Genomic DNA, 23,896 nt, shown 5'->3' with positions numbered 1-23,896 from the left:
GTGCTGCTTCGGAGCGTTCCATGGAGCCCTCCGCAGGCGTTCCCGGGAACGCCCGTAACACCGTGTACGCCCCCGGCCGGTCCGCGCCGGAAGGAAGCCCCCGGACGCCCCTGCTGTCCGTGCGGGGGCTCTCCGTGCGGTTCCGGATGCGGGGGGGACGGCACATCGCCGCCGTCACCGACGCGGACTTCGACCTGGCGCGGGGAGAATGCCTAGCCCTCGTGGGCGAGAGCGGGTGCGGCAAGTCGGTGCTCGCCTCCGCCCTGCTCGGGCTGCTCCCGGGCAACGCGCAGACAGCGGGTTCCGCGCTCCTCGGGGACGTCGACCTCCTCACCGCCGACGAACGCACCCTGGCGCGTACGGTGCGGGGCCGCCGTATCGGACTCGTGCCGCAGAGTCCCGCCGCCCACCTCACGCCCGTACGGACCGTCGGAACGCAGCTCCAAGAGACGCTGCGCGAGCTGACGGGTACGCGAAAGCAGGACCTGCGCGGGGCGGCCCACGCGGCGGCCGAGCGGGCCGCGTTCCCGCTGGACCACCTCGACCGCTACCCCCACGAGCTGTCCGGCGGACTCGCGCAACGCGCCGCGACGGCGCTCGCCCTCGTCGGTGACGCGCCACTGCTGCTCGCGGACGAGCCGACCACCGGCCTCGACCGCGACCTCGTCGACCGCACCGTCGACGAGCTGCGCCGGCACGTCGACGAGGGGCACGCCCTGCTGATGATCACCCACGATCTCGCGGCCGCCGAGCGCGTCGCCGACCGCGTCGCGGTGATGTACGCGGGACGGATCGTCGAACTCGCGGACGCCGCCCGCTTCTTCGGAGCGCCCGGTCCCAGGCACCCCTACGCGCGGGGCCTGCTGAACGCCCTTCCCGAGCGCGCTTTCACACCGATCCCCGGCATGCCGCCCGAGCTGGGCGACCTGCCCACGGGGTGTGCCTTCGCCGCCCGCTGTACGCACGCCACCGACGCCTGCGCCGTACAGCCGCACTTCACCGGCGGCGCCGCCTGCCACCACCCGACCGCCGAGGAGCGTGCCCGTGCTTGAACTCGACGCCGTCACCGCGGGCTACGAGCGCGGGAAGCCGGTCGTACGCGACGCGCACCTCGTCGTCGCGCCGGGTGAGGCGGTCGGACTGCTCGGACCGAGCGGCTGCGGCAAATCGACGCTCGCCCGGGTCGCCGCGCTGCTGCACCGCCCCGACGCCGGCACCGTCACCCTCGACGGCCGCCCCGTCACGGGCTGGCGTCACCGGGCCCCGCGCGAACAGCGCACCGCGATCGGTGTGGTCTTCCAGCAGCCCCGGCTGTCCGCCGACCCCCGGCTGAGCCTGCGCGACCTGATCGCCGAACCGCTGCGCGCCACCGGACGGCGTGCCGAAGCGGCCACCGCCGTGCGCGAACTGTCCCGCACCGTGGGCCTCGGCGACGACCTCCTCGGCCGGCGCCCGCACGAGGTGAGCGACGGCCAGCTCCAACGCGCCTGCCTGGCGCGCGCCCTGGTACTGCGGCCGCGCTGGCTGGTGTGCGACGAGATGACGGCGATGCTGGACGCGTCGACGACGGCGGCCCTGGTCGCGGTGGTGGAGGAGTACCGGCTCGAGCACGGCGCCGGCCTGCTGGCCGTCGGCCACGACCGCGTCCTCCTGGAGCGCTGGTGCGACCGCACGGTCCGCTGGGAGGACGTCGCGGCCGCCTGAGCCGGACCGAGGGAACCACGGGGACTCCGGCAGCCCCCCCACGCGGCGTCATGCGTGCGCGCAGGCCCCTGAACCCCTGGCGACGGATGGCCGAACTCTTGTCCGGGCCCTGCCTCTTGACGGTGTACGGAGCGGATACTCGCCGGAGTCCCGAACGCCCCGTACACCACCGGAGGCACCATGGCCGTCGCCGCGCCCACCCGTCGCAGAGCCGTCACCACGCTCGCCGCCGCCCTCGCGGGAACCGTCGCCGTTCCCGCGTACGCCCGGGCCGCCGAGCGGAAGCCCGGGCCGAGCCCGCTGCGCCGTGCCCACGCGCACAACGACTACGAGCACGAGCGTCCCCTCCTCGACGCGCTCTCCCACGGCTTCACAAGCGTCGAGGCGGACATCTTCCTCGTCGACGGACAACTCCTCGTCGCCCACGACCCGGTCGACCTCGACCCCTCCCGCACCCTCGAATCGCTCTACCTGGCCCCGCTCGCGGCCCGTGTCAGGGCCAACCACGGCTCCGTGTACCGCGGACACCGGCGTCCGGTGCAGCTGCTCATCGACATCAAGAACGACGGCGCCGCTGCCTACCTCGAACTTCACCGCCAGCTGCGCCGCCACCGCCACATGCTGAGCACGTACACGCACGGCCGTGCACGCCCCGGCGCGGTCACCCCCGTCGTCTCCGGCGACCGTGCCGCCCGTGTCCCCATGGAGGCCCAGCGGACGCGTTACGCCTTCTACGACGGGCGGCTCGACGACCTCGGCGCCGCGGACCCCGCCCCCGCCTCCCTCATCCCGCTGATCAGCGGCAACTGGACGCACAGCTTCACCTGGCAGGGCACCGGGCCGTTCCCCGAGGCCGAACGGACGAAACTGCGCGCCATCGTCTCAACAGCCCACCGGCGCCGGCAGCGCGTCCGGTTCTGGGCCACGCCCGACCTGCCGGGGCCGGCGCGGGACGCCGTCTGGAGCGAACTGCTCGCCGCGGACGTGGACCACATCAACACCGACGACCTCGCCGGCCTGGAGCGTTTCCTCCGTACCCGCCACAGGCACGACACGTAACCGGTCATCACACCCAGTCAACACCCGTACGGCGGACACTTCTTCCGCCCGGATGGGCCCTCCGCTACGCCAGACTGACGGCCGAATGCCGCAATCCAGGCGCGGCGGAGGAGGTTGACCATGGCCATTTCGATCTCGTTGGTGCTGCTGCTGCTCATTCTCGCGGTGATCTTCCTGCGCAACGGGGGACTGAAGGTCTCCCACGCACTGGTCTGCGCCCTGCTCGGCTTCTTCCTGGCCGGTACGAGCATGGGGCCGACTATCCAGAACGGGATCGCCGCCACCGCCGACGTGGTCGGCGACATCCGGCCCTGACGACCGCCTCCGCGCGCCGCGACATTGCGCGCGGATGACGGGACCGTCACGCCGATGGCGGGGTGATGAAACCGGGCGGCTTTCCATGGACACTTCGAGGGGCCGGCTCTAGCGTCTGGCGGCGGCGCGACCAGCCCCCGTCGAAGGAGCCCGATGTCCCGGTCCTACAGAGCGCACGCCCGCGTCCTGGCCCTCGCTCTCGCCCTCGTCGTCCCGGCGGTCCTGCCGGCCGGCGCCGTCAACGCCGAGGAGATACCCAAGGCGCCCGGTCACCGGCTCGTCAGCTCGTACGAGGGCGAGCCGGCGACCGCGCGGCCGGTTCCCGGCGACGCACCTCCTCAGCACCCCCACCTCGCCCCGAACGGCCGCAGTGGCATGCACGCCGACGCGGCGGGCAGCGGCACCCACCCGTACCCGGGCCCCCTGGGACGCGACCCGCGGGTCACCAGTGAACGGATCGCCGCACTGGGCGGCGAGTGCGCGACCGCCACCTTCGACGCGGCGGGCCGCCTGATCACCGTCTGCGGCACCTTCCAGGGCTTCCTGCTCAAACTGCTGCACCCGCGAACGCTCGCCACCCTCGCCGAGTACAAGCTGCCGCAGCGTTCGTCGACGGTGGAGGCCATCACCCGGCTCGACTTCGAGAAGATCTTCAAGGACACCTCCGGCGGTGCGTACTTCTACCTCGACGACCAGGACCGGGTGGTGCTCGCCGACTCGCGCCAGCACGTGCTCCTGATCGCGCAGGAGCGGACGGCTGACGGTGGCCGGCGCTTCGTCGTCGAGGACGACTGGGACCTCACCGCGCACGTCCCGCACGACTGCGTGACGTGGACGAACCTCCGCCCCAGCGGGACGTGCGACCCCGTGACCTCCGTCATGCCCGACTGGCAGGGGCGCATCTGGTGGGTGACCCGGCTCGGCCTCGTCGGCACGGTCGACCCCCGGACGTCCCGAATCCGCGCGATCCGGCTGGAAGGGGAGGAGATCCAGAACTCCTTCTCGGTCGCCGAGGACGGCGTCTCGATCGTCTCCGACCACGCCCTCTACAGCTTCCGCGCGGACGCCGACGGCACACCCCGGGTGCAGTGGCGTCAGACGTACGACCGGGGAACGGGCACCAAACCGGGCTCCGTCAACCAGGGATCGGGCACCACGCCCGACCTGTTCGGCGACGGCTACGTAGCGATCACGGACAACGCCGACGACCGGATGAACGTCCTCGTCTACCGGCGCGGAACGAACGTTCCCGGGAACGACCGGCTGGTCTGCAAGGTGCCGGTCTTCGCCGCGGGCAAGTCCACCACCGACAACTCCCTCATCAGCTGGGGCAACAGCCTGGTCGTCGAGAACAATTACGGATACGAGAACCCGTCCTCGCTGCTCCTCGGCCGCAGCGTCACGGGCGGCGCCACGCGCATCGACGTACGCGAGAACGGCAGCGGCTGCGACACCGTCTGGGAGAGCGGCGTACGGTCGCCGTCCACCGTTCCCAAGCTCTCCACCGCGAACGGACTGCTCTACTTCTACGCGAAGGAGCCGAACGCCCTCGGCATCGACGCCTGGTACCTGACAGCCGTCGACTTCCGTACGGGAAAGACCCGCTGGCGGCAGCTCACCGGCACGGGCCCGGCGTACGACAACAACTGGGCGCCCGTCACCATCGGCCCCGACGGAACCGCGTACGTCGGCGTCTTCAACGGCATCGTCGCGGTGCGCGACGGGGACCGGGACTGACGCGCACGGCACCCGGCCACCGCCCCCGCCGCCGGCCGCCTCACGGACGGCCGGCGGCGGCCGGCCGTCCGGCAGGGGCTGCTCGGTCCAGATGACCTTGCCGTCCCCGGTGTACCGGGTTCCCCAGCGGTCGGCGAACTGCGCGACGAGAAAGAGGCCGCGGCCCCCCTCGTCCGTGTTCGCCGCCTGGCGCAGGTGCGGCGAGGTGCTGCTGCCGTCCGAGACCTCGCAGATCAGGCTGCGGTCCCGGATCAGCCGTACCCGGATCGGCCCGGCCGCGTAGCGAATGGCGTTGGTGACCAGCTCGCTGAGGATCAGCTCGGTGGTGAACGCCTCCTCCGCCAGGTCCCATTCGGTCAGCTTGGCCGTCACCGCCGCCCGCACCCGTGCCACGGCCGACGGATCGGGCGGCACGTCCCAGTCGGCCACCCGGCTCGAGTCCAGGACGCGGGTACGGCTGACGAGCAGGGCGATGTCGTCGCGCTGCCGCTCGGGCAGCATCGCGGCGAGCACCTCCTCGCACGTCTCCTCCGGCGTCCGGCCGGCGTGGTCGTCGAGCGTACGCCGCAGGAGCGCCAGCCCCTCGTCGATGTCGCGGTCCCGGTCCTCGACGAGCCCGTCGGTGTAGAGGACCAGACGGCTGTCCTCGGGGAGCTTCACGTCCAGCGTCTCGAAGGGCAGCCCGCCGAGTCCGAGCGGCGGGCCCCCCGGCACGTTCGCGAAGACCGTCGTACCGTCCGGACGGACGATCGCCGGCTGGAGGTGGCCGGCCCGCGCCATGGTGCAGTGCCCGCTGACCGGATCGTAGATCGCGTACAGACAGGTGGCTCCGGTGACGCCCGCGTCCGCGTTGTCGCCGGTCTCGTCCTGGTCGATACGGGCGACCAGTTCGTCGAGGTGCCACAGGAGTTCGTCGGGCGGCAGGTCCAGGGTGGAGAAGTTGTGGACGGCGGTACGCAGCCGCCCCATCGTGGCGGCCGCGTGGAGCCCGTGCCCCACGACGTCGCCCACGACGAGCGCCACGCGGGCGCCCGGCAGCGGGATGATGTCGAACCAGTCCCCGCCGACGCCGCCGAGCCCGCCGAGGCCCGCCTGGGCGGGCAGATAGCGGAAGGCCACGTCGACGGCGTTCTGTTCCGGCAGGCCGCGGGGCAGCAGACTGCGCTGGAGCGTCACCGCCATGGTGTGCTCGCGCGTGTAGCGGCGGGCGTTGTCGACGCTCACCGCTGCGCGGGCCACCAGTTCCTCGGCGACGGACAGGTCCTCCTCCTCGAAGGGCTCCGGCTTCTGGGAGCGCCAGAAGATGGCCAGGCCGAGAATGACGCCCCGGGCGCGCAGCGGCACCGCGATCATCGAGTGGATGCCGTGCTCGACGAGCCGACGGGCCCGCTCCGGGTCCTGCTCCTGCCAGCCGGTGAAGCCGGCGAGGTGTGCCTGGAGGACCGCCTCACCCTTGCCGAGGCTGAACCCGACCGGCGTGGACGGCACGAACCGGATCGTTTTTCCGAGCGGGTAGAGCGACGTCTCCGCGCTCAGGCCGCTGAACGCCACCCGGCGCAGGTCGACCCCCGTGCTGCTGGTGGCGGTCGGCTCCTCGCTGCGCAGTACGGCCTCCACCAGGTCGACGGTGGCGTAGTCGGCGAAACGGGCGGCGGCGAACTCCGTCAGCTCCTCGCAGGTGCGCACCACATCGAGAGTGGTGCCGATCTCCGTTCCGGCGTCGTACAGCAGCTTCAGGCGCTCCCGCGCCACGTCGGCCTTTCCGGAGAGGGCCCGGAGCTCGGTGGTGTCCCGCAGCGTGGTGACGCTTCCCGGCGGCCCGCCGTGCTGGTCCGTGGTCCGCTGGTTGACGGCGAGCAGGCGGTCCCCGACCGGGTACACCTCGTCGGTCACGTGGTGGCCGGAGGCAAGCAGCCGGGCGGTCCCGGCGTCGAGGCCAAGGTCGCTGACGGGGCGTCCCTCCACGTCGTTCGGCAGACCGAGCAGGCGGCGCGCCTCGTCGTTGGCGAGCAGCAGACGGCCGTCGCCGCCGACGATGAGCACGCCCTCGCGCACGGCGTGCAGAACGGCGTCGTGGTGTTCGTACATCCGGGTCATCTCGGCGGGCCCGAGGCCGCCCGTCTGGCGGCGCAACCGTCGGCTCACCAGGGCCGTCCCGCCCGTGGCCAGGAGCAGTACGGCGGCGGCGGCACCGAACAGCAGCGGGATCTGCTCTTCGACGACGCCGCTGACCTTCTCGATGGTGATACCGGCGGACACCACACCGATGACGGAGCCGTCACGGCCGACGACGGGAACCTGGGCCTGTACGAGGGGACCGATCGTGCCGATGATCTTCTCGGTGACGACGCGGCCCGCCAGCGCGGGCTCCAGATTGCCGACGAACTTCTTCCCGATCCGGTCGGGAAGGGGGTGCGTGTAGCGGGTTCCGTCCCGGTTGAGTACGACGATGAAGTCAACTCCGGAGCGCTTACGGGCTTTCTCGGCCGGACCTTGCAGCTCCGCGGTCGGATCGGGACTCTTCAGGTCCTCCTCGATACCGGGTGCGTTGGCGAAGGTCTCGGCGACGGCGACCGACCGGTTGCGGGCCTCTCGTTCGCTGTCGCTCCGGGACTGCAGAACCAGAACCGCCATGGCGCTGGCCACGAGCAGGACGACGATCGCCACCTGGAGGAGAAAGACCTGACCGGCGACAGTTCGCATCCGCAAAACCGAGCGCGGGCGGCCGTTGCGTCCGGCCATGACCTCTTTGTACACCTCCCGCACAAACCGGGCGAACCGCGCGCCGCCGATGCCATGGCTGCTGGTGAGCCGTTCAGGGGTCACATTTAAGCCCGGAAAGGGGCGTGGGGGACAGATGCCCGCCGGTACGGGATCCCGGCGTTGCGCCGGACCGGCGCCCGACGGAGCGGCGACGCGCGGGCAGGAACGTCTATGCGGGCCGAGTGGGCCGCGACGAGGTGCCATGGCCCCGCCATGAAACCGAGGGAAGGGCCGCCTGTGTCTACGTCGTCTACACCGTCTTCACCACGTTCACCGTCTTCGCCGTCCTGGTCGCCGTCGTCGCGGCCCTCGTCTGCGGCGGACTCCGGTCCCGTACGCGTACTGGACGTCTCCACCGCCGCGTACCGGCGGGCGTTCGAGCTGTTCCTGGCCGGTACGGACGAGAAGGCCGTCACCCACGCCCACCTGGCCCGCCTCGTCTCCAGGCTCGCGCGCCGCCGGGTGTTCCTGGACGTCGGCGCGGGGGAGGGGGCGACCACCGCCCATCTCGGGCGGCATTTCGAGCGTGCGGTCGCCCTCGAACCCAGTGCCGCCATGCGGGAGAAGCTGCGTGAGGTGTGCCCGGACGCCGTCGTCGTGGCCGAGCCCGTCGACGGCGTCGACCTCGGGGAGGAAGCGGACCTGGTCCTCCTCTCGCACGTCCTGTACTACCTGCCGGAGGACCGCTGGCTGCCCACGCTCAGTCGCGTACTGCACTGGGTGGCGCCGGGCGGCACGCTGCTGGTCATGTTGCAGAGCCCGGACAACGCGTGCATGCGCATGGTCGAGCACTTCACCGGTACCCGGTTCGATCTGCGTCCTTCCGTCGGCCGGCTCGAAGCGAGGGAACCGGAGAAGGTGGCGGGCTGGTCCCTGGAGACGCTCGATGCGCGGTACCGGACCGACTGTTTCGCCGACGCCGTGGACGTGGCGGAGTTCATGGTCAACGTGCCCGGGCTGCCCGGCCTCGACCCGCTGCCGGCCCGGGCGGACCTCGCCGCGTACGTGGACAGGCACTTCGCCCGGCCGGACGGCACTTACGTGATCGGTCACGCTCACGACGTCCTGTGCGTCCGGCGCGCCGCCACCGCCGCTTAATGACAACGAATGTCATGTGCTAGTTTCACTTTCACCTACCCGCGATCGTCCGCACCGCCCCCGGAGTATCCGTGCACCAGCGCATATCCCTGTCCGCCACCGCCCTGGCGGCGGCCTCGGCCCTGCTCCTGACCGGCTGTTTCGCCCCGGCAGGCGACAGCGCCACCCGCGACGGCGACGGCGACGACGACGGCGGCGGCCGGATACGGCTCGCGATGCTCCAGCCGCCCCGCTCCGGCCTGTCGCCGCTCAGTGACGACGCCTTCAAACTCTCGCGCTGGTCCACCGCCGAGACGCTGATCAGCCTCGACGACGCGGGCGACGCCCGACCGGGGCTGGCCACCGGCTGGGCGCGGAAGTCCGCCACCACCTGGGAGTTCACCGTCCGCGACGGCGTGACCTTCCACGACGGCAGCGAACTCACCGCCGAGGTCGCGGCCCACAGCCTCACTCGCGCCACCAAGGCTTCCCCCAAGCCGCGCATCCTCGACGGCGTGGAACTGACCGCGAAGGCCGACGGCGACAAGGTCGTCGTCACCACCGCGGTCCCCGACCCCCTGGTGCCCCAGCGCCTGTCCTCGCCGCAGCTGGCCGTGCTCGCCAAGAGCGCGTACCGGAAGTCCGGCACGGTGAATCCGGTCGGCACCGGCAGCGGACCGTACGAGCTGGTGAAGGTCGGCGGCACCTCGACCGCCGCGCTCGACCGGTACGACGGCTACTGGGGCAAGAAGGCCAAGGCCGCAGGGATCGATGTCTCCTTCGTACCGGACGGCGCCGCCCGGGCCGCCGCCATCCGCAGCGGCGAGGCCCACATCGCCGAAGCGGTGCCCGTCTCCCAGGCTTCGCTCCTCGACGAGAAGACGATCACCGAGGTGCCGATGCCGCGCACCAACACCCTGTATCTGAACACCAGAAGGGGACCATTCAAGGACGCCGGACTGCGGGCCGCCGCGCGCGAGGCGATCGACGCCCGGGAACTGGTCGAAGGCGTGTACGAGAACCGGGCCGACCGCGCCGAGGGGCTGCTCGGCCCCGCGCTGCCCTGGGCCGCCGAAGGGCGCGCCGCACTGAAGGGGCGTACGAAGGGCGAGGCCCCACACGGGGCGGCCATCACGCTCGCCACCTTCTCCGACCGGGCGGAGCTGCCCGAGGCCGCCTCCGTCCTGCAACAGCAACTGGAGGAAGCGGGCTTCGAGGTGAAGCAGGTCGTACGGGAGTACGCGCACATCGAGGAGGACGCGCTCGCCGGGAAGTTCGACGCGTTCGTCCTGTCGCGGGCCACCGTTCTCGACTCCGGCGACCCGGCGGCGTACATGCAGTCCGACTTCACCTGCGAGGGATCCTTCAACCTCGCCCAGCTGTGCGACAAGAACGTCGACAAGGCCGTGCGGAAGGCCGCGGCCACCGCCGCCGGAGACGCCCGCCGCGCCGCGATCCTGGACGCCGAGGCGGCGGTACTGAGGACCGACGCGGCCATCCCCATGCTGCACGAGCGCGTCGTCCAGGGTGACGCCCCCTCCGTCACCGGCTCCACGAAGGACCCGCGTGAGCGGACCCTCGTCACCGCCGACACCCGTCTGAAGTGACGGCCGTGCCGGTTCCGCGGCGCGCCGGCGTGCTCGTCTCACGCGCCGGCGCCCTCGCCCTGATCGTCGCCGTGGTCGGACTGCTGCCCTGGCTCTCCGGACGCGACCCCGCACTGTCCGTACTGCGTGCCCGCTCCGCCGAACAGGAGCCGACCCAGGAGGCGCTGGACGCCGTACGCCGGGAACTCGGCCTCGGCGCAGGGCCCTTGTCGCTGCTCGGAGACTGGTTCCGCGACGTACTGCGCGGCGACTTCGGACGCTCCTGGGCCAACGGCGCCGAGGTGCTGCCCTCGGTACTGTCCGGCCTCGGTGTTTCCCTGACGCTGATGGCCGTGGCACTGCTGATCGCCTGCGCGCTGTGCGCTCCCACGCTGGTACGGGGGGCACGGGGCACCCTGCGCGGCGACGCCGGAACGGGCGCCCCGGCGGCGGCGCTGGCCGCGCTGCCCGAATTCCTGCTCGCCACACTGCTGCTCGTGGCGCTCTCGGTGTGGCTGGGCTGGTTCCCGCCGTACGGGTGGCAAGGACCCCGGCACCTAGTGCTGCCCGCGCTAGCGCTCGGTATTCCGGCGGGCGGCATCGTGGGCAGGCTGGTCGACGACGCGCTGCCCGCCGTGTTCGAGGAGCGGTGGGCCGGGTTGTGGCGGTCGTCGGGCTGTACGCCCGTCGTCATCGGCCGGGCGGCGCTGCGCCGCGCCGTGCCCGCGGTCCTGCCCCAGCTCGGGCTGGTCGCCGTCGGCCTCACAGGCGGCGCCGTCGCTGTGGAGACGGTCTTCGCGGTGCCCGGCATCGGGCGTACCGCGCTCGGCGCGGCGGAGTCGCAGGATCTGCCGCTGCTCCAGGGCTCCGTTCTGGCCCTCGTACTGCTGGGCCTGGTCGCCGGGGTGCTGACACAGGCAGCCCGGCGCCGGATGCTCGGCCCCGGGCTCCGTGACGCCGCGCTGTCGCTGCCCGCGCCGGGTGAACGGAAGGCGGGGCGGCTGCGGCGTGCGGTGCCGGTCGTCTGCGGACTGACGCTCATGACCGTGATCTGCTGGGGCCTGCTGCTCGATCCGCTGCACGTCGACACGGCGGCCAGGCTCGGCGCTCCTGACCTGACGCATCCGCTGGGCACCGACTCGCTCGGCCGTGACGTACTCGCCCGGGCCGGGCACGGGGCGGCGGCCACGGTGGGCATCGCCGTGCTGGTCTGCGCCAGTTCGTACGTCGTCGCCGTCGCCGCGGGATTCCTGCCGGGCATCGCGGCGGGCGCCGCCGAGACCGCGAACGCGGTGCCGCCGGTGATCGCCGGCATCCTCGTCGCGGCGGTCCTCGGCCCCGGCATCCCCGGCGCCTCCGTCGCGGTCGCCCTCGTCTCGTGGCCGCCGCTCGCCGCGCACGCGGCCGCGCTGGTCCAGGAGACCCGTGCCTCCGCCCACCTCACCGCGCAACGCGCCATCGGCTCCCCGCCGTTGTGGATCCTGACCCGCCACATCCTCCCGGCGGTCGCGGCCCCGGTCGCCCGCCACGCCGTCCTGCGGCTGCCCGGCATCGCTCTGGCTCTGGCGTCGCTGGGGTTCCTCGGCCTGGGCGCCCGGCCACCGGCGCCCGAGTGGGGGCTGACCCTGGCCGAGTCGCTGCCGTACGTGGAGCGCGCGCCCTGGGCCGCGCTGGTGCCCGCGGCGATGCTGTTGCTGCTGGCCGCGATGGCGGTGTCCCTGTCCACCCTCCCCGCGCCGAAGCCGGGGCGGCAACTGATCGCAGGCGTGCGGCGCCGGCTGCCCGGCGGCCGTGCCATCGTCCCGGAAGGAAACCCCGCACGATGAGAGCGACACCGGCGATACCCCCGCGCGCCCCGGAACGGGCTCTGCTCGACGTGCGGGACCTGCACATCACCGTGCGCGGCCTGCACGCCGTGCGCGGGCTGTCGTTCTCGGTGCGGGCGGGCGAGGCGCTCGCCGTCGTCGGCGAATCGGGGGCCGGCAAGTCGCTGACCGCGCGGGCCGTGCTCGGACTGCTGCCGGCCGGCACCGAGGTACGGGGGAGTGTGCGGTTCGACGGCCGCGAGTGGGTGGGGGCGCCGCAGTCGGCGTACCGGGAACTGCGAGGCCGGCGGACGGCCTTCGTACCCCAGGACGCCCTGTCCGTCCTCAGCCCCGTACACACCGTCGGCGATCAACTCGCGCTCGCCGTACGGTCCGTGCGGCACGGCAGCCGGGCGGAGGCCACCCGGGCCGCGGTCGCCGCGCTCGAACAGGTCGGCATCGCGGACGCGGGCCGGCGCGCCCGGGCGTACCCGCACGAATTCTCCGGCGGCATGCGCCAGCGGGCCGTCATCGCGATGGCCGTGATCAACCGGCCGGAACTGATCGTCGCCGACGAACCGACCACCGCCCTCGACCCCACCGTGCAGGACCGGATCCTCCACCTGCTCGGCGACATCAGGAAGGAGACCGGCGCGGCGCTCCTCCTGGTCACCCACGACCTGGGGACCGTCGCCGGGCAGGCCGACAGCGTGCTGGTGATGTACGCGTGCCGGCCGGTGGAATCGGGTCCGGTGACGGAGGTCTTCGAGGACCCCCGCACCCCGTACACCGCGGGCTTGATCGCCTCTGTGCCGCCCGCACGTGCGCCGCGCGGGGCCGGCCGGCGGCTGCCCTCGATCGCTGGCGCCCCGCCCTCCCCCTCGGCGCTGCCGGCGGGCTGCGCCTTCGCCCCCCGCTGCCCGGCCGCCGACGAGATCTGCGGTACGGCCCCGCCCGAGCCGGTCGCCGCCGCGGCCGGACGAACGGCCGCGTGCCACCGCCTGGGCGCACTGCCCGTGCCCCTCACCCGGCTGTTCGAGGAGAGCGCGGCATGATTCCACTTCTGGCGGTGCGGGACCTGACGGTGCGCTATCCGGGGCGGGGGCGGCGGGGTGAGCCGGTGCGGGCCGTGGACCGGGTGTCGTTCGAGGTCGGCGCCGGCCAGACGCTGGCTCTCGTGGGGGAGTCGGGCTCGGGAAAGTCGAGTACCGCCGCGGCGGTACTGATGCTCCGCCGCCCCGAGGCGGGCTCGGTCCGTTTCGAGGGGCGGGAGCTGACGACGCTGGGCGAGCCCGCACTGCGGGCCCTGCGCCCCGCGTTCCAGCCCGTCTTCCAGGACCCGTACGGATCGCTCAGCCCCCGCCTGCGCGTACGGGACGCCATCGCCGAACCCCTGCGGGTACAGGGCCGCTGGGACCCGGCGACCGGCCCGGCCAGGGTCGCGGAACTGCTCGGACTCGTCGGCCTCGACGGTTCCCTGGGCGCCCGGCTGCCGAGGGAACTGTCCGGCGGCCAGTGCCAGCGGGTGGGCATCGCCCGCGCGCTGGCCTGCGACCCCAAGGTGCTGGTGCTCGACGAACCGGTCTCGGCGCTCGACCCTTCGGTGCGGGCCGGGGTGATGAATCTGCTGACCGGGCTCCAGGACGAGCTGGGTCTCGGCTGTCTCCTCATCTCCCACGACCTCGCGCTCGTACGGCATGTGGCGCATCGCGTCGCGGTGATGCACCGGGGCCGGATCGTGGAGCAGGGCGCGGTCGCGGACGTGTGCGAGACGCCCTCGCACGCCCGCACGCGCGAGCTGCTGTCCGCCGTGCCCGGCCTCGGCGCCGTCCGATGACCGGCACCGGGCCCGCCGCCCCGGCCGCCGGCCTGCTGCGCGGGCTGCCGCCGCTGCCACGGCTGCTGATCGGCACCCAGTTCGCGTTCAACATCGGCTTCTTCGCCGTACTTCCCTTCCTCACCGCCCACTTGGGCGGCACGCTGGCGCTCGCCGGCTGGCTGGTGGGGCTGGTCCTCGGCCTGCGCACCTTCAGCCAGCAGGGCCTCTTCGTGGTCGGCGGGACCCTCACCGACCGCTTCGGCCCGCGTCCGGTGGTCCTCGCCGGCTGCGCGCTGCGGGTGGCGGGCTTCACCTGGCTGGGGTTCGCCCAGGACACCTGGGCGGTGATCGGCTCGGTGCTGCTGGTGGGCTTCGCGGCGGCGCTGTTTTCGCCCGCCGTGGAGACGGAGACCGTACGGCAGGCCGTACTGCACGAGGCGGCGACCGGTGTCGCGCGCACCCGCGTACTGGCCCTCTTCAACGCGGCCGGGCAGGCGGGCGCACTGCTCGGGCCGCCGCTGGGGGCTGCCCTGCTCCCCATCGGCTTCCGAGCCGCCTGCCTGGCCGGGGCCGGCGTCTTCGTCGTGGTGTTCCTGGGGCACCTGCGGCTCATGCCCTGCACGCCCGCGAAGTCACCGGCCGACACGCTCGCTTCGGCTCCGGGCGGCGCCCGGGCGGTGCTGCGCAACCGCCGTTTCCTGGCGCTGTGCGCCGCGTACGGCGGCTATCTGATCGTATACAACCAGTTGTATCTGGCCCTCCCTCAGGAGGTCGAGCGGGCCACCGGCGGGCAGGCCGCGCTCGGCTGGCTCTTCACGCTCTCCTCCGTGCTGGTGATCGCCGGTCAGCTCCCCGTCTCCCGCTGGGCGGCACGGCGGCTGTCGCCGCGTACGGCGATGCTGCTGGGCCTGCTGCTGATGGCGGCCGGCTCGCTGGCTGCGGCCGCGCTGCTGCCGGTGCGGGCGTTCGGCGGGCTCGGTCCCTCGCTGGTCTTCGTCGTCCTGCTGTCCGTGGGGCAGATGCTGGTGGTCCCGGCCGCCAGGGCCTGGGTGCCCGATCTGACCGACGGGCATCTCGGACTGGGCGTGGGCGCCCTGTCGTCCTCGGCCGGACTGCTGGTGCTCGTGGGCAGCGCCCCGCTCGGCGCCCTCTTCGGCCGGGGCGGGGTGCTGCCCTGGCTGGCCCTCGCCGCGGTGCCGGCGGCGGCCGCGCTGTGTCTGCCCGGCCGGAGCGGGCCGATGCGCCCGGGATTTTCGAAAGTGGGTGCGAGTACCGCCGGTAACCCTCGCTGAACTCCTTTCCTGGGTGAATGAAGATCACTCGATCTCCTTGTTTCTCATGAGTCACTTGTGCGAGGGTGAACTCCCTCAACAGAGGCATTGGTCCAAGCCATTCACTCCTCAGGGAATTCCGCACCGGCTGACCTGATAAGCGCCTCAGTGACGATTTCCCCGTGCTGGGCCGCCTTTCTGCTGAGCGGAAACTCTGTGTTCCATCCATCCGGTGCCCTGGAAGGAATCAGTTCCGTGTACACCCCCCACCCCCCTCGACCGTCCTACCCCCCCAGTGCCGGTGCGGCTCCCCTGGAGTCGGACGAGAGCCTCACCGCCCAACTGGCGGGCCGTGCACAGGGCGAGGCCGCCCGTCCGCTCGCCCTGCTGCTCGCGCGGCACTGGCAGCCGACGTACGACTACGCGGTCATCTGCCTCGGCTCTCCCGGGAAGGCGGCCTCGATGGCGGCCACCGCGACCTTCCGTCAGGTGCTGGAAGATCTGCGGCGAAGGGAGTCGGGCGACGCGCTGCGCCCCCGGCTCCTGGTCGCCGTAAGGGAAACCGTCACGGCCTGGTCCGGCGACAACTGCGTATCCGCTGTTCTGCCGGAACTGGGGAAATCCTCCGGTGCGCGCGGCATGCGGATCGCCCAGTCCAACCCGCCCGGAAATCGTGTGCTCGCCGAGCGGTCTTTCCGTGCCCTCCCGGGGGCCGCCCAGTGTCTGCTGTGGCACACCGAGGTCGAAGCCGAGCCCATATCCGTACCGGCCGGTCTGCTCGGCATGGATGCCGGCACCGCGACCGCCGTGCTGGAGCAGGCGCGGGAGCAATTCCGGGCCGGCTGTGTGCGCGCCCACAGAGATCTCGCCCCGGCCGCCGAATGCCGGTTCTACAACCGCCTGCTGGACATACCGATCCGCCGCGGCGGCGCCTTGCTGCCCGATGTCCGCAAGCACGTACTGGAGTGCCGGTACTGCCGGCACGCCGCCGAACAACTCGGGCTCTGCCGCAGCGGTCCGGGTGTTCTGCTCAGCGAAGCGGTACTGGGCTGGGGCGCCAGGCGCTACCTCGACTCGCGACCGGGCCGCGGTGCGCAGCGGACGCGGGCCGGCGACCCGGGCGGCCGCCGCCCGGAGGGCGGACGCCACCGGCTGCTGTCCCGTACGAACGCGACGGGCGGGCGCCTCACGCCGTCGCGGCTGCCTTCGAAGTCCGTCGGGGCGGGGGCCGGGCTCGTCGCGGCCGCCGTACTCGCGACCCTTCTCGTCGTCGGCCTCTCCTCGGGCGACGGCCGTGGCGCCGGGGGCGCGGCCTCCACGGGCCCGACCGGCGGCCAGGTGGAGCCGTCCGGCCCGGGCTCCCTCGTCCCGTCGGCCGTACCGCCGGCCGCCTCGGCGGGCTTCCCGGGCGTCTTCGGCCATGCCAGGCTGCGCAACGCGGGGTCGGATCTGTGCCTCGACATCCGCGGCGGCGACGCGAGGCCCGGAGCCGGTACGGCGATGAGCGACTGCTCCGCCGGGAAGAACCAGCAGTGGTCGTACGGGACCGACGGTCTGCTCCGGAGTTTCGCGGACCCCGAACTGTGCCTCGACTCCCGCGCGGGCGACGGCATGGTCACCCTCGCCGGATGCGCGGGCACCAAGGAGCGGGACGTCGACGGCCTGCGCTACGACCTCACCGTGCAGGGCCAGTTGCTGCCCCGCCGGCGTGACGGACTCGCCGTGGTACCCGCGTCCCCGGAGAAGGGCGCGGACGTGGTGGTGAAGGTCCGTAACGGCTCCGTCGGGCAGAAATGGGTGCTCGACTCCTCGACGGCCGCGCCACGGGCGGGTGCCGGAACCGGCGACCCCTCGGCGAAGTCCGCCTCGGACGTGCCGCCGGAACGCGGGCCGGGAAGGGCCCTGCCGCCGGAGCGGAAGGCCGGATGAGGCAGGCATGCGCAGACGTCTCTCCTGGTGTGTGCGTGGGGGAGCTCGACGGACGAGCAGGGAACCAGTGGGAGCGCTCCCAAAGTTGCTCGACGACAGAAGAGTGTCAAGAGCTTCCGCGTGAATCACGGTGTCGAATTAATTCGACAGTGTGTTTTCGAAAAAGCTCGTGACCCTTTCTGTTCCCCACGGCTACTCGGTGCTAGCTTCCAGAACACCAGTGGGAGCGATTCCGTCAGTTGATCCCGACCGACAAGGAGTCGCTCATGCGACACACCATGACCTCCCGCGCCACCACACCGTCCCGAAGGCGCGCCGCCCTGATCACGGCCTGTGCCGTGATCGCGGCGGCCGGCGGGACCGCCGCCACCCTGAGCACGCCGGCCGGCGCCGCCGCTCCCGGCTGCACCGTCGACTACAAGGTCACCAACCAGTGGAGCACCGGCTTCGGAGCCGCCGTCACGGTCACCAACACCGGTGACGCGGTGAACGGCTGGAAGCTGGAGTGGTCCTACGCCGGGAACCAGCGGGTCACCCAGGGCTGGAACGCCGACATCACCCAGTCCGGGGCCGCCGTCACCGCCAAGAGCCTCTCGTACAACGGCACCCTGGCCACCGGAGCCTCCGCCGGCTTCGGCTTCAACGCCTCGTACAGCGGCAGCAACGCCTTACCGGCGACGTTCAAACTCAACGGCGTGACCTGCAACGCCGGTCCGACCGACCCGACCGATCCCACCGACCCGCCGGACCCGACCGACCCGCCCGGCGGCCGCGTGGACAACCCGTACGCCGGTGCCAAGGTGTACGTGAACCCCGAATGGTCCGCCAAGGCCGCGGCCGAGCCGGGCGGCAGCAGAATCGCCGGCCAGCCGACCGGAGTCTGGCTGGACAGGACCGCCGCCATCGCGGGTGCCAACGGCTCCATGGGGCTGCGCGCCCACCTCGACGAGGCCCTGAGGCAGAAGGGCGCCGGCGAACTCGTCGTCCAGCTGGTCATCTACAACCTGCCGGGCCGCGACTGCGCGGCGCTCGCCTCCAACGGGGAGCTCGGCCCGACCGAGATCGACAAGTACAAGACGCAGTACATCGACCCGATCGCCGCCATACTCGCCGACCCCAAGTACGCGGGCCTGCGGATCGTGAACACCGTCGAGATCGACTCGCTGCCGAACCTGGTCACCAACGTCACGCCCCGCCCGACCGCCACCCCCAACTGCGACACCATGAAGGCCAACGGCAACTACATCAAGGGTGTCGGCTACGCGCTGAACAAGCTGGGAGCGCTCCCGGGGGTCTACAACTACGTGGACGCCGGTCACCACGGCTGGCTCGGCTGGGACGACAACTTCGGGGCCTCCGCCGAACTCTTCAAGCAGGCCGCGACCGCCGAGGGCTCCAGCCTCGCCAAGGTGCACGGTTTCATCGTCAACACGGCCAACTACAGCGCGCTGAAGGAGGACCACTTCACCATCGACGACAGTGTGAACGGGACGTCCGTACGGCAGTCCAAGTGGGTGGACTGGAACCGGTACACCGACGAGCTGTCGTACGCCCAGGCCATGCGGGCCAAGCTCGTCTCGCTCGGCTTCGACTCCGGCCTCGGCATGCTGATCGACACCTCCCGCAACGGCTGGGGCGGCACGGCCAGGCCCACTGCCCCCGGTGCGCGGACCAGTGTCGACACCTATGTCGACGGCGGCCGTTACGACCGGCGCATCCACCTCGGCAACTGGTGCAACCAGTCGGGCGCGGGCCTCGGTGAGCGGCCCCGCTCGGCGCCCGCTGCGGGCATCGACGCGTACGTCTGGATGAAGCCGCCGGGCGAGTCCGACGGGTCGAGCAAGGCGATCCCGAACGACGAGGGCAAGGGCTTCGACCGGATGTGCGACCCGACGTACACCGGCAACCCCCGGAACAACAACAACATGTCGGGCGCGCTGGCGAACGCCCCGGTCTCCGGGCACTGGTTCTCGGCCCAGTTCCAGGAGCTTATGAAGAACGCCCACCCGGCGCTGTAGCGGCGCCTGCGGCGCGGCGAGGCGCCCCCGCACCGCCCGGCCGTGGCCCGGTGGTGCGGGGGCGTCGTCACCTCCCGGCGTACTACCCGCCCGCCGGCCGGAGCCGGCCGGTGGGCGCGGGCGCCCAGTCACCAAGGTAGGTGTCGCGGGTGTGCGCGCGGGCCGCCTCCGCCGTCAGCTGCGGCCGCTCCGCGGGGACGGTGACGCGCGCGCCCGGCCCGGTGTTGCGGTACTCCGCGAAGCGCTGGTCCTGCCACGGGTGGGCGTCGCGCATGTTCGCGTACGGGGCTCCGGCATCGACACCGGGACCCAGCCAGGTGTCCCGTACGACCAGGGAGGGGTGGGCCGCGGGGTCGGAGCTCGGCACCCACGGGCGGGCCAGCTTGTACGCCCGGTCCGGTGCGGCGCTGGTGACGCGGCAGCGGGTGGCGAGGTAGCCGAGCGCGGTGGTCCGCGCCGTCGACGGTGCGAAGACGAAGCCGTACGGGGTGAAACCGACGTCCCGGTCGAGGGTGTGGAAGCGGCAGTGGTCGAAGACGGCGGTGGCCCGGCCGAAGACGAAGTCCACGTCGCCCTCGATGTGGCAATGGGTGTAGTACTGGCGGGCCGTGACGCCGAGCGAGCGCGTATCGGCGTACAGCGTGTCCTGATGGCCGAGGAAGCGGCAGCCGTGGAACGCGCCGCGGTCGCCCAGCACGCGGATCGCGACCGCCTGGGTGCCCGACGTGATGTCGGGGTGTTCGGCGCGCAGCCAGTCGTTGGCGAAGGTGATCCGGCGGGCGGTGAAGCCGTCGGCCTGGACGAGGGTGGTGGCCGAACCACCGGTCCCGTACGGCGTCCCGTCGGGTTTGAGCGTGCCCGCCGCGTTGTCGTACACGATGACCGTGTCGCGGGGATCGGACGACGCCCCGAGGAACGTGAGTCCGGTGCGGTCGGCGGGAACGGTCACTGTCTCGCGGTACGTCGCCGGGGCGAGCACCAGGGTCCAGCCGTCCCCCGTGGTCGCGCCGACCGCGGCGGACACGGTGGTGTGGTCCCCGCGCCCGTACGGATCGACGTAACGGGTGCGCGGGCCTAGCCGCCGGGCGGGGGAGCCGTACGGGCCGAACGGGCGCGGTGCGGCGGACGCGGGCCCGGCGCCGGCGAGGGGGAGCGCGGCACCGAGGCCGATGGAGGCGGCGGCGAGGAGGGCGGTGCGGCGGGTGGGATGGGGTGGGGGCATGCGGGGCTCCTTGGCGGGAGGGGGAGGTTCGGCCGGGTCGCCGCTCGTGGCGGTCAGCGCCGGTGGGGCGCGCCCGCCCGGCCCGTGACCAGGGCCGGAACGACTCGCGGGCTGTCGACGCGGGTGCGCAGCACCGGGGTCCAGCCCGCGCCCGCACGCAGCGGGTTGGCGGGGTTGGCGGCATTGTGGGCGGCCAGCAGATCCACCGGAGCGCCGTTGACGTAGTTGTGCCGCGTGGTGACCGGGGCGTCCTTCCACTTCTTCAGGATCTTCGCCGCGCCCACCCCGTCCGGCAGCGCGAAGGTGTTCTTCTCCGCCACCAGCTGGGACTCGATCCCGATGCCGAAGGAGTACGCGTACCCGTGCTGTGCGACCACGAAATGGTTGTTGTACGCGTCGACCCGGCCGAACCGCACGCGCGGCGCCCGCTCGACCACATCGCGGAAGAGGTTGTGGTGCAGGGTGACCCGCAGCTTCCCCCGGTCGGTCGCACCCGCGCCGTCGCTGTTGCCGATCATCAGGGTCTTGTCGTGGTCGGTGAAGGCGTTCCAGGACACGGTGACCAGGTCGGCGCCCCTGACGACGTCCAGCTCACCGTCGTGCTGCTGGTACAACTGGCCGTAGTGCAGCGGTTGTCCGCTGTCCGGGCGGCGGCCGTCGGTGAACGTGTTGTGGTCGATCCACACGTGCGTCGAGCCGTGCACCACGAGGTTGTCGTACTCCGAGTTCCAGGCACCGCTGTCCCCGTCCGTGGGGTCCCACTGCGGGAAGCAGTCGAAGGCGTCCTCGAAGGTGATGCCGCGCACCACGACGTTGTCGGTGTCCTTGATCTGGAGGGACCCGCCGAGCACCCGGGCGCCGTGCCCCAGGCCGACGATCGTCGTATTGGCCGGTACGTACGCCCTGACCTGCTCCCCCTGGGCGGCGGCGGAGGCGGCGCGGGCCTCCTCCTGCGGGCCGGAGGGCGGGGCGGTGCCCCAGGTCCTGGGGTCGTACGCCGCCAGGTAGGCGTCCAGGGTGTAACCGCCTACGGCGTAGTCTTCGCAGCTCCTGCCGCCCATGCCGTCGAGCGTGCCGCGCACCTTGACCACCTTGGGCGCGTCCCCGCCGTCCTTGAGCGCCTGCTTGAACTCGTCCCAGGTGGCGACGGTGTACGTGTGCGCCGCGTCGGCCCCGGCGCCGCCCGTGGTGCCGCCGTCGGCCGACGCCCACCCGTCGTTCGCGGGAAGGACATGGGCGCCGCGTACCGGCGACGGGTGCGCTGCCCCGGCCGGGGCGGCCGCGAGCAGGCCGGGCGTCAGCGCGGCGGCGGCCAGGGCCATGAGGCCGGTGCGGGGTGTGGGTCTGCGCATGTTACGACTCCTCGTGCCAGGTCAGCCAGGACTCGGGAATGTCCGCGCTCAGGCGGCGCACCTCGTGCGCGCCGAGCACCTGTTCGCTCCGCAGCGCGCGCGCCGTCATCCGGGCCACCTCGATGGCGCCGGGCGGATGGAAGTGGGTGTTGTCCGATACGCCGTCGGGGTAGTTGGGGGACTCTCCCGGCGCCAGCCAGTGGAAGTACCTCTTGCTCGGCTCGGGCCCCAGCTTCTGCCACAGGGCGAGCGAGAGCGCCGCGATGTCCAGCAGCGGTACGCCGTGCTCCGCCGCCAGCGCCCGCACGGCCCGCGGGTACGCGCCGTGCGTGGCGAGCGCCGTACCGGCCGCGTCGAACCGCCGGCGCTCCACGGACGTCAGCAGCACCGGGCACGCCCCACGGGCCCGCGCCCCGGTGACGTACTGGAGCAGGTGCTCCTGGTAGCTCGTCCACGGTTCGGTGTGGCGGGCGGGGTCCTCACGCTTCTGGTCGTTGTGGCCGAACTGGACGAGCAGGAAGTCGCCCGGCCGGATCGCCTCCAGAATCGGAGCGAGCCTGCCCTCGTCGATGAAGCTCTTCGAACTGCGGCCGTTCACGGCGTGGTTGGCCACCGCCAGGTGCTCGTGCAGGAAGAAGGGAAGTGCCATGCCCCATCCGGTCTCGGGCGCGGCCGAGACGGACTTGCCGGCGGCGGTGGAGTCCCCGGCAACGAAGACGGTGCGCATACGGTGAGCTCGGCTCCTTCGGGATTCCTGAACGCCCGCCACGGCCGGCGCCCCGCCGACCACGGCGAGCGGCAGCGCGGCGGCGGTCGCCGCCAGGGCGCGCCGACGGCTGATCACTTGTTCTGCTGCTTCCACTCGGCCTGCGCCGCGTTCAGCTCACCGGCGAGCTTGTCCAGGAACGCCTCGGGCGTCTGCTTCCCGAGCAGGACCTTCTGGAACTCGGGCTCGTTGCCGGCCTTGGTGATCGAGTTCCAGTCGGGCAGGTAGTACGGCAGTTGCACGATTTTGGTGCTGCCGTCGGTCAGGGACCGTGCGGCGAGCTTCGTCGGCTCGGACTCGCCGATCCACGGGTCCTTCGCCGCCCCGGTGTTCGCCGGGATCGCACCGGCCGCCTCGTTCCACTTGCTGTTCGACGCGTGGGACGCGGCGAACTCGATGAACTTCCACGCGGCGGCCTTGTTCTTGCTCGCCTTGAACAGACCGAGACCGTCCACCGGATTGGACACCTGGACGCGCACGCCACCGGGACCCGTCGGATTCGGTATGCCGGCGAACTTCTCCTCACCCAGCGCCTTCACGTGGTCCTGGTACGAGCCGAGATTGTGGCTCAGCATCCCGATCGTGCCGGAGTCCCACTGGGCGACCATCTTGGCGAAGTCGTTGTTGACGTCGGCCTCGGGCGTCGTCTTCTTGTACAGCCCGACGTACTTCTTCAGCGCCGCGACATTCTTCGGATCGTCGACGGTGGTCTTGTCGCCCTTCCAGAACGTGGTGATGGCCGACTGCCCGTACATCGCGTCCAGCGCCTGCGCCACCGAACCGGCCCCACCGCGGATCGTGTACCCGAAGGCGTTCTTGTCGGCGTCGGTCAGCTTCCCGGCCGCCGTGTAGAACGCGTCCCACGTCGTCGGAGCCGCCAGCCCCGCAGCCTTGAACAGGTCGGTCCGGTACCAGAGCGTGCCGTTGTTCGCGGACGTCGGTACGGAGTACATCTCGTCCCCGCGCCCGCCGGCCGTCCTGACACCCTCGACCATCGACTCCACCAGCTTGCCGTTCAGCGCGGAGTCCTTGATCCGGTCCCCGACCGGCTCCAGCGCGTTCTGCGCGACGATGCCGGAGAGGTACGCGGTGCCCACGCCTCCCACGTCCGGCAGACCACCGCCCGCGATAGCGGTGTCGTACTTCGACTGCACGTCGGTGATGGGGATGGGGACGTACTTGACCTCGATGTCCTTGTTCGCGGCCTCGAAGTCCTTGATGATCTCCTTCCACACGGCGGTGCGGGGCCCGCCGTTGTTGTCCCAGAAGGTGATCTCGCCCTTGCCCGACCCCTCGTCACCCGTACTGCCACTGCCGTCGTCCCCGCAGGCGGCGGCGGTCAGCGCCAGCACGCCGGCCATGACGGCCGCGGCGGCGGTACGCCCCCTGCGGCGCCCGGTGGAAGTTCTCATGGGCTGCTCTTCTCTCTCGGTCCGTGTCATTGCGGCTCTCTCCTCGCGCATGGGTGGGGCT

The 23,896-nt window shown here is 72.2% G+C and carries 17 protein-coding genes and 1 pseudogene; 13 read left to right on the top strand and 5 right to left on the bottom strand.

Annotated features, from left to right (window positions below; translation table 11 throughout):
* Window positions 1-146 precede the first annotated feature (146 nt).
* The 5 genes from AS594_RS04425 (at window position 147) to AS594_RS45960 (ending at window position 4,815) form a co-directional block, all read left to right on the top strand.
* Complete coding sequence (locus tag AS594_RS04425) at window positions 147-1,052, top strand: ABC transporter ATP-binding protein (protein ID WP_069930270.1); 906 nt, start codon at window positions 147-149, stop codon at window positions 1,050-1,052.
* Window positions 1,045-1,704, top strand: a complete 660-nt coding sequence (locus AS594_RS04420) for an ABC transporter ATP-binding protein (protein ID WP_069925760.1) — start codon at window positions 1,045-1,047, stop codon at window positions 1,702-1,704. The genes AS594_RS04425 and AS594_RS04420 overlap by 8 nt, the downstream gene beginning before the upstream one ends.
* Before the next feature lie 180 nt (window positions 1,705-1,884).
* Window positions 1,885-2,763: a phosphatidylinositol-specific phospholipase C/glycerophosphodiester phosphodiesterase family protein gene (locus AS594_RS04415; protein WP_069925759.1), complete on the top strand. Its 879-nt coding sequence runs from the start codon at window positions 1,885-1,887 to the stop codon at window positions 2,761-2,763.
* A 120-nt stretch (window positions 2,764-2,883) separates the two neighbouring features.
* The gene (locus AS594_RS04410; RefSeq protein ID WP_069925758.1) at window positions 2,884-3,078 is read left to right on the top strand and encodes a hypothetical protein; all 195 of its coding nucleotides are present in this window, start codon (window positions 2,884-2,886) and stop codon (window positions 3,076-3,078) included.
* Between the two features lie 153 nt (window positions 3,079-3,231).
* On the top strand, window positions 3,232-4,815 hold the full coding sequence (locus AS594_RS45960; protein WP_069925757.1) for a hypothetical protein: 1,584 nt from the start codon (window positions 3,232-3,234) through the stop codon (window positions 4,813-4,815).
* 63 nt (window positions 4,816-4,878) lie between these two features.
* On the opposite strand, the pseudogene AS594_RS04405 reads toward AS594_RS45960, so the two are convergent.
* Window positions 4,879-7,557 (bottom strand): annotated as a pseudogene (locus AS594_RS04405) (SpoIIE family protein phosphatase); the annotation flags it as partial.
* A 258-nt stretch (window positions 7,558-7,815) separates the two neighbouring features.
* On the opposite strand from AS594_RS04405, the gene AS594_RS04400 reads away from it, so the two are divergent.
* The 8 genes from AS594_RS04400 (at window position 7,816) to AS594_RS04365 (ending at window position 19,083) form a co-directional block, all read left to right on the top strand.
* Window positions 7,816-8,676 carry a class I SAM-dependent methyltransferase gene (locus AS594_RS04400; RefSeq protein ID WP_069925755.1) on the top strand — a complete coding sequence of 287 codons (861 nt, stop codon included), beginning with the start codon at window positions 7,816-7,818 and terminating at the stop codon, window positions 8,674-8,676.
* A gap of 71 nt (window positions 8,677-8,747) precedes the next feature.
* Entirely contained in the window at window positions 8,748-10,262 is a 1,515-nt protein-coding gene (locus AS594_RS04395; protein ID WP_069925754.1) for an ABC transporter substrate-binding protein, read from the top strand.
* Between the two features lie 5 nt (window positions 10,263-10,267).
* Window positions 10,268-12,067: an ABC transporter permease subunit gene (locus tag AS594_RS04390; RefSeq protein ID WP_107393262.1), complete on the top strand. Its 1,800-nt coding sequence runs from the start codon at window positions 10,268-10,270 to the stop codon at window positions 12,065-12,067.
* A complete protein-coding gene (locus AS594_RS04385; protein ID WP_069925752.1) occupies window positions 12,064-13,101 on the top strand; it encodes an ABC transporter ATP-binding protein in 1,038 nt (345 codons plus the stop codon). The genes AS594_RS04390 and AS594_RS04385 overlap by 4 nt, the downstream gene beginning before the upstream one ends.
* Complete coding sequence (locus AS594_RS04380; protein WP_069925751.1) at window positions 13,098-13,883, top strand: ABC transporter ATP-binding protein; 786 nt, start codon at window positions 13,098-13,100, stop codon at window positions 13,881-13,883. Before AS594_RS04385 ends, AS594_RS04380 begins: the two co-directional genes overlap by 4 nt.
* Complete coding sequence (locus AS594_RS04375; RefSeq protein WP_069925750.1) at window positions 13,880-15,157, top strand: MFS transporter; 1,278 nt, start codon at window positions 13,880-13,882, stop codon at window positions 15,155-15,157. The genes AS594_RS04380 and AS594_RS04375 overlap by 4 nt, the downstream gene beginning before the upstream one ends.
* A gap of 234 nt (window positions 15,158-15,391) precedes the next feature.
* Entirely contained in the window at window positions 15,392-17,065 is a 1,674-nt protein-coding gene (locus AS594_RS04370) for an RICIN domain-containing protein (protein WP_069925749.1), read from the top strand.
* A 278-nt stretch (window positions 17,066-17,343) separates the two neighbouring features.
* Window positions 17,344-19,083: a glycoside hydrolase family 6 protein gene (locus tag AS594_RS04365; protein ID WP_167368120.1), complete on the top strand. Its 1,740-nt coding sequence runs from the start codon at window positions 17,344-17,346 to the stop codon at window positions 19,081-19,083.
* Between the two features lie 82 nt (window positions 19,084-19,165).
* On the opposite strand, the gene AS594_RS04360 is transcribed toward AS594_RS04365, so the two are convergent.
* Genes AS594_RS04360 through AS594_RS04345 form a run of 4 tightly spaced genes read right to left on the bottom strand, consistent with a single transcriptional unit; the run spans window position 19,166 to window position 23,835 of the window.
* Window positions 19,166-20,305 carry a pectinesterase family protein gene (locus AS594_RS04360; RefSeq protein WP_069925748.1) on the bottom strand — a complete coding sequence of 380 codons (1,140 nt, stop codon included), beginning with the start codon at window positions 20,303-20,305 and terminating at the stop codon, window positions 19,166-19,168.
* Window positions 20,306-20,358: 53 nt separating this feature from the next.
* The gene (locus AS594_RS04355; protein WP_069925747.1) at window positions 20,359-21,657 is read right to left on the bottom strand and encodes a pectate lyase family protein; all 1,299 of its coding nucleotides are present in this window, start codon (window positions 21,655-21,657) and stop codon (window positions 20,359-20,361) included.
* A 1-nt stretch (window position 21,658) separates the two neighbouring features.
* The gene (locus AS594_RS04350; RefSeq protein ID WP_069925746.1) at window positions 21,659-22,501 is read right to left on the bottom strand and encodes a rhamnogalacturonan acetylesterase; all 843 of its coding nucleotides are present in this window, start codon (window positions 22,499-22,501) and stop codon (window positions 21,659-21,661) included.
* A complete protein-coding gene (locus tag AS594_RS04345) occupies window positions 22,498-23,835 on the bottom strand; it encodes an ABC transporter substrate-binding protein (RefSeq protein ID WP_069930268.1) in 1,338 nt (445 codons plus the stop codon). The genes AS594_RS04350 and AS594_RS04345 overlap by 4 nt, the downstream gene beginning before the upstream one ends.
* Between the last annotated feature and the right edge of the window lie 61 nt (window positions 23,836-23,896).

Origin of the sequence: Streptomyces agglomeratus (genome assembly GCF_001746415.1) — a bacterium.
GTDB classification, from domain to species: Bacteria; Actinomycetota; Actinomycetes; order Streptomycetales; family Streptomycetaceae; genus Streptomyces; species Streptomyces agglomeratus.
Note: the sequence above shows the minus strand (reverse complement) of the source record. Positions and strands in the feature narration are given on the sequence as shown.

What these genes read in the sequence shown, in the direction of transcription:
- AS594_RS04425 (WP_069930270.1), top strand. Translation starts at nt 147, where the DNA reads ATGCGGGGGGGACGGCACATCGCCGCCGTCACCGACGCGGACTTCGAC.
- AS594_RS04415 (WP_069925759.1), top strand. Translation starts at nt 1,885, where the DNA reads ATGGCCGTCGCCGCGCCCACCCGTCGCAGAGCCGTCACCACGCTCGCC.
- AS594_RS04410 (WP_069925758.1), top strand. Translation starts at nt 2,884, where the DNA reads ATGGCCATTTCGATCTCGTTGGTGCTGCTGCTGCTCATTCTCGCGGTG.
- AS594_RS45960 (WP_069925757.1), top strand. Translation starts at nt 3,232, where the DNA reads ATGTCCCGGTCCTACAGAGCGCACGCCCGCGTCCTGGCCCTCGCTCTC.
- AS594_RS04385 (WP_069925752.1), top strand. Translation starts at nt 12,064, where the DNA reads ATGAGAGCGACACCGGCGATACCCCCGCGCGCCCCGGAACGGGCTCTG.
- AS594_RS04380 (WP_069925751.1), top strand. Translation starts at nt 13,098, where the DNA reads ATGATTCCACTTCTGGCGGTGCGGGACCTGACGGTGCGCTATCCGGGG.
- AS594_RS04375 (WP_069925750.1), top strand. Translation starts at nt 13,880, where the DNA reads ATGACCGGCACCGGGCCCGCCGCCCCGGCCGCCGGCCTGCTGCGCGGG.
- AS594_RS04365 (WP_167368120.1), top strand. Translation starts at nt 17,344, where the DNA reads ATGACCTCCCGCGCCACCACACCGTCCCGAAGGCGCGCCGCCCTGATC.
- AS594_RS04360 (WP_069925748.1), bottom strand. Translation starts at nt 20,305, where the DNA reads ATGCCCCCACCCCATCCCACCCGCCGCACCGCCCTCCTCGCCGCCGCC.
- AS594_RS04355 (WP_069925747.1), bottom strand. Translation starts at nt 21,657, where the DNA reads ATGCGCAGACCCACACCCCGCACCGGCCTCATGGCCCTGGCCGCCGCC.
- AS594_RS04345 (WP_069930268.1), bottom strand. Translation starts at nt 23,835, where the DNA reads ATGAGAACTTCCACCGGGCGCCGCAGGGGGCGTACCGCCGCCGCGGCC.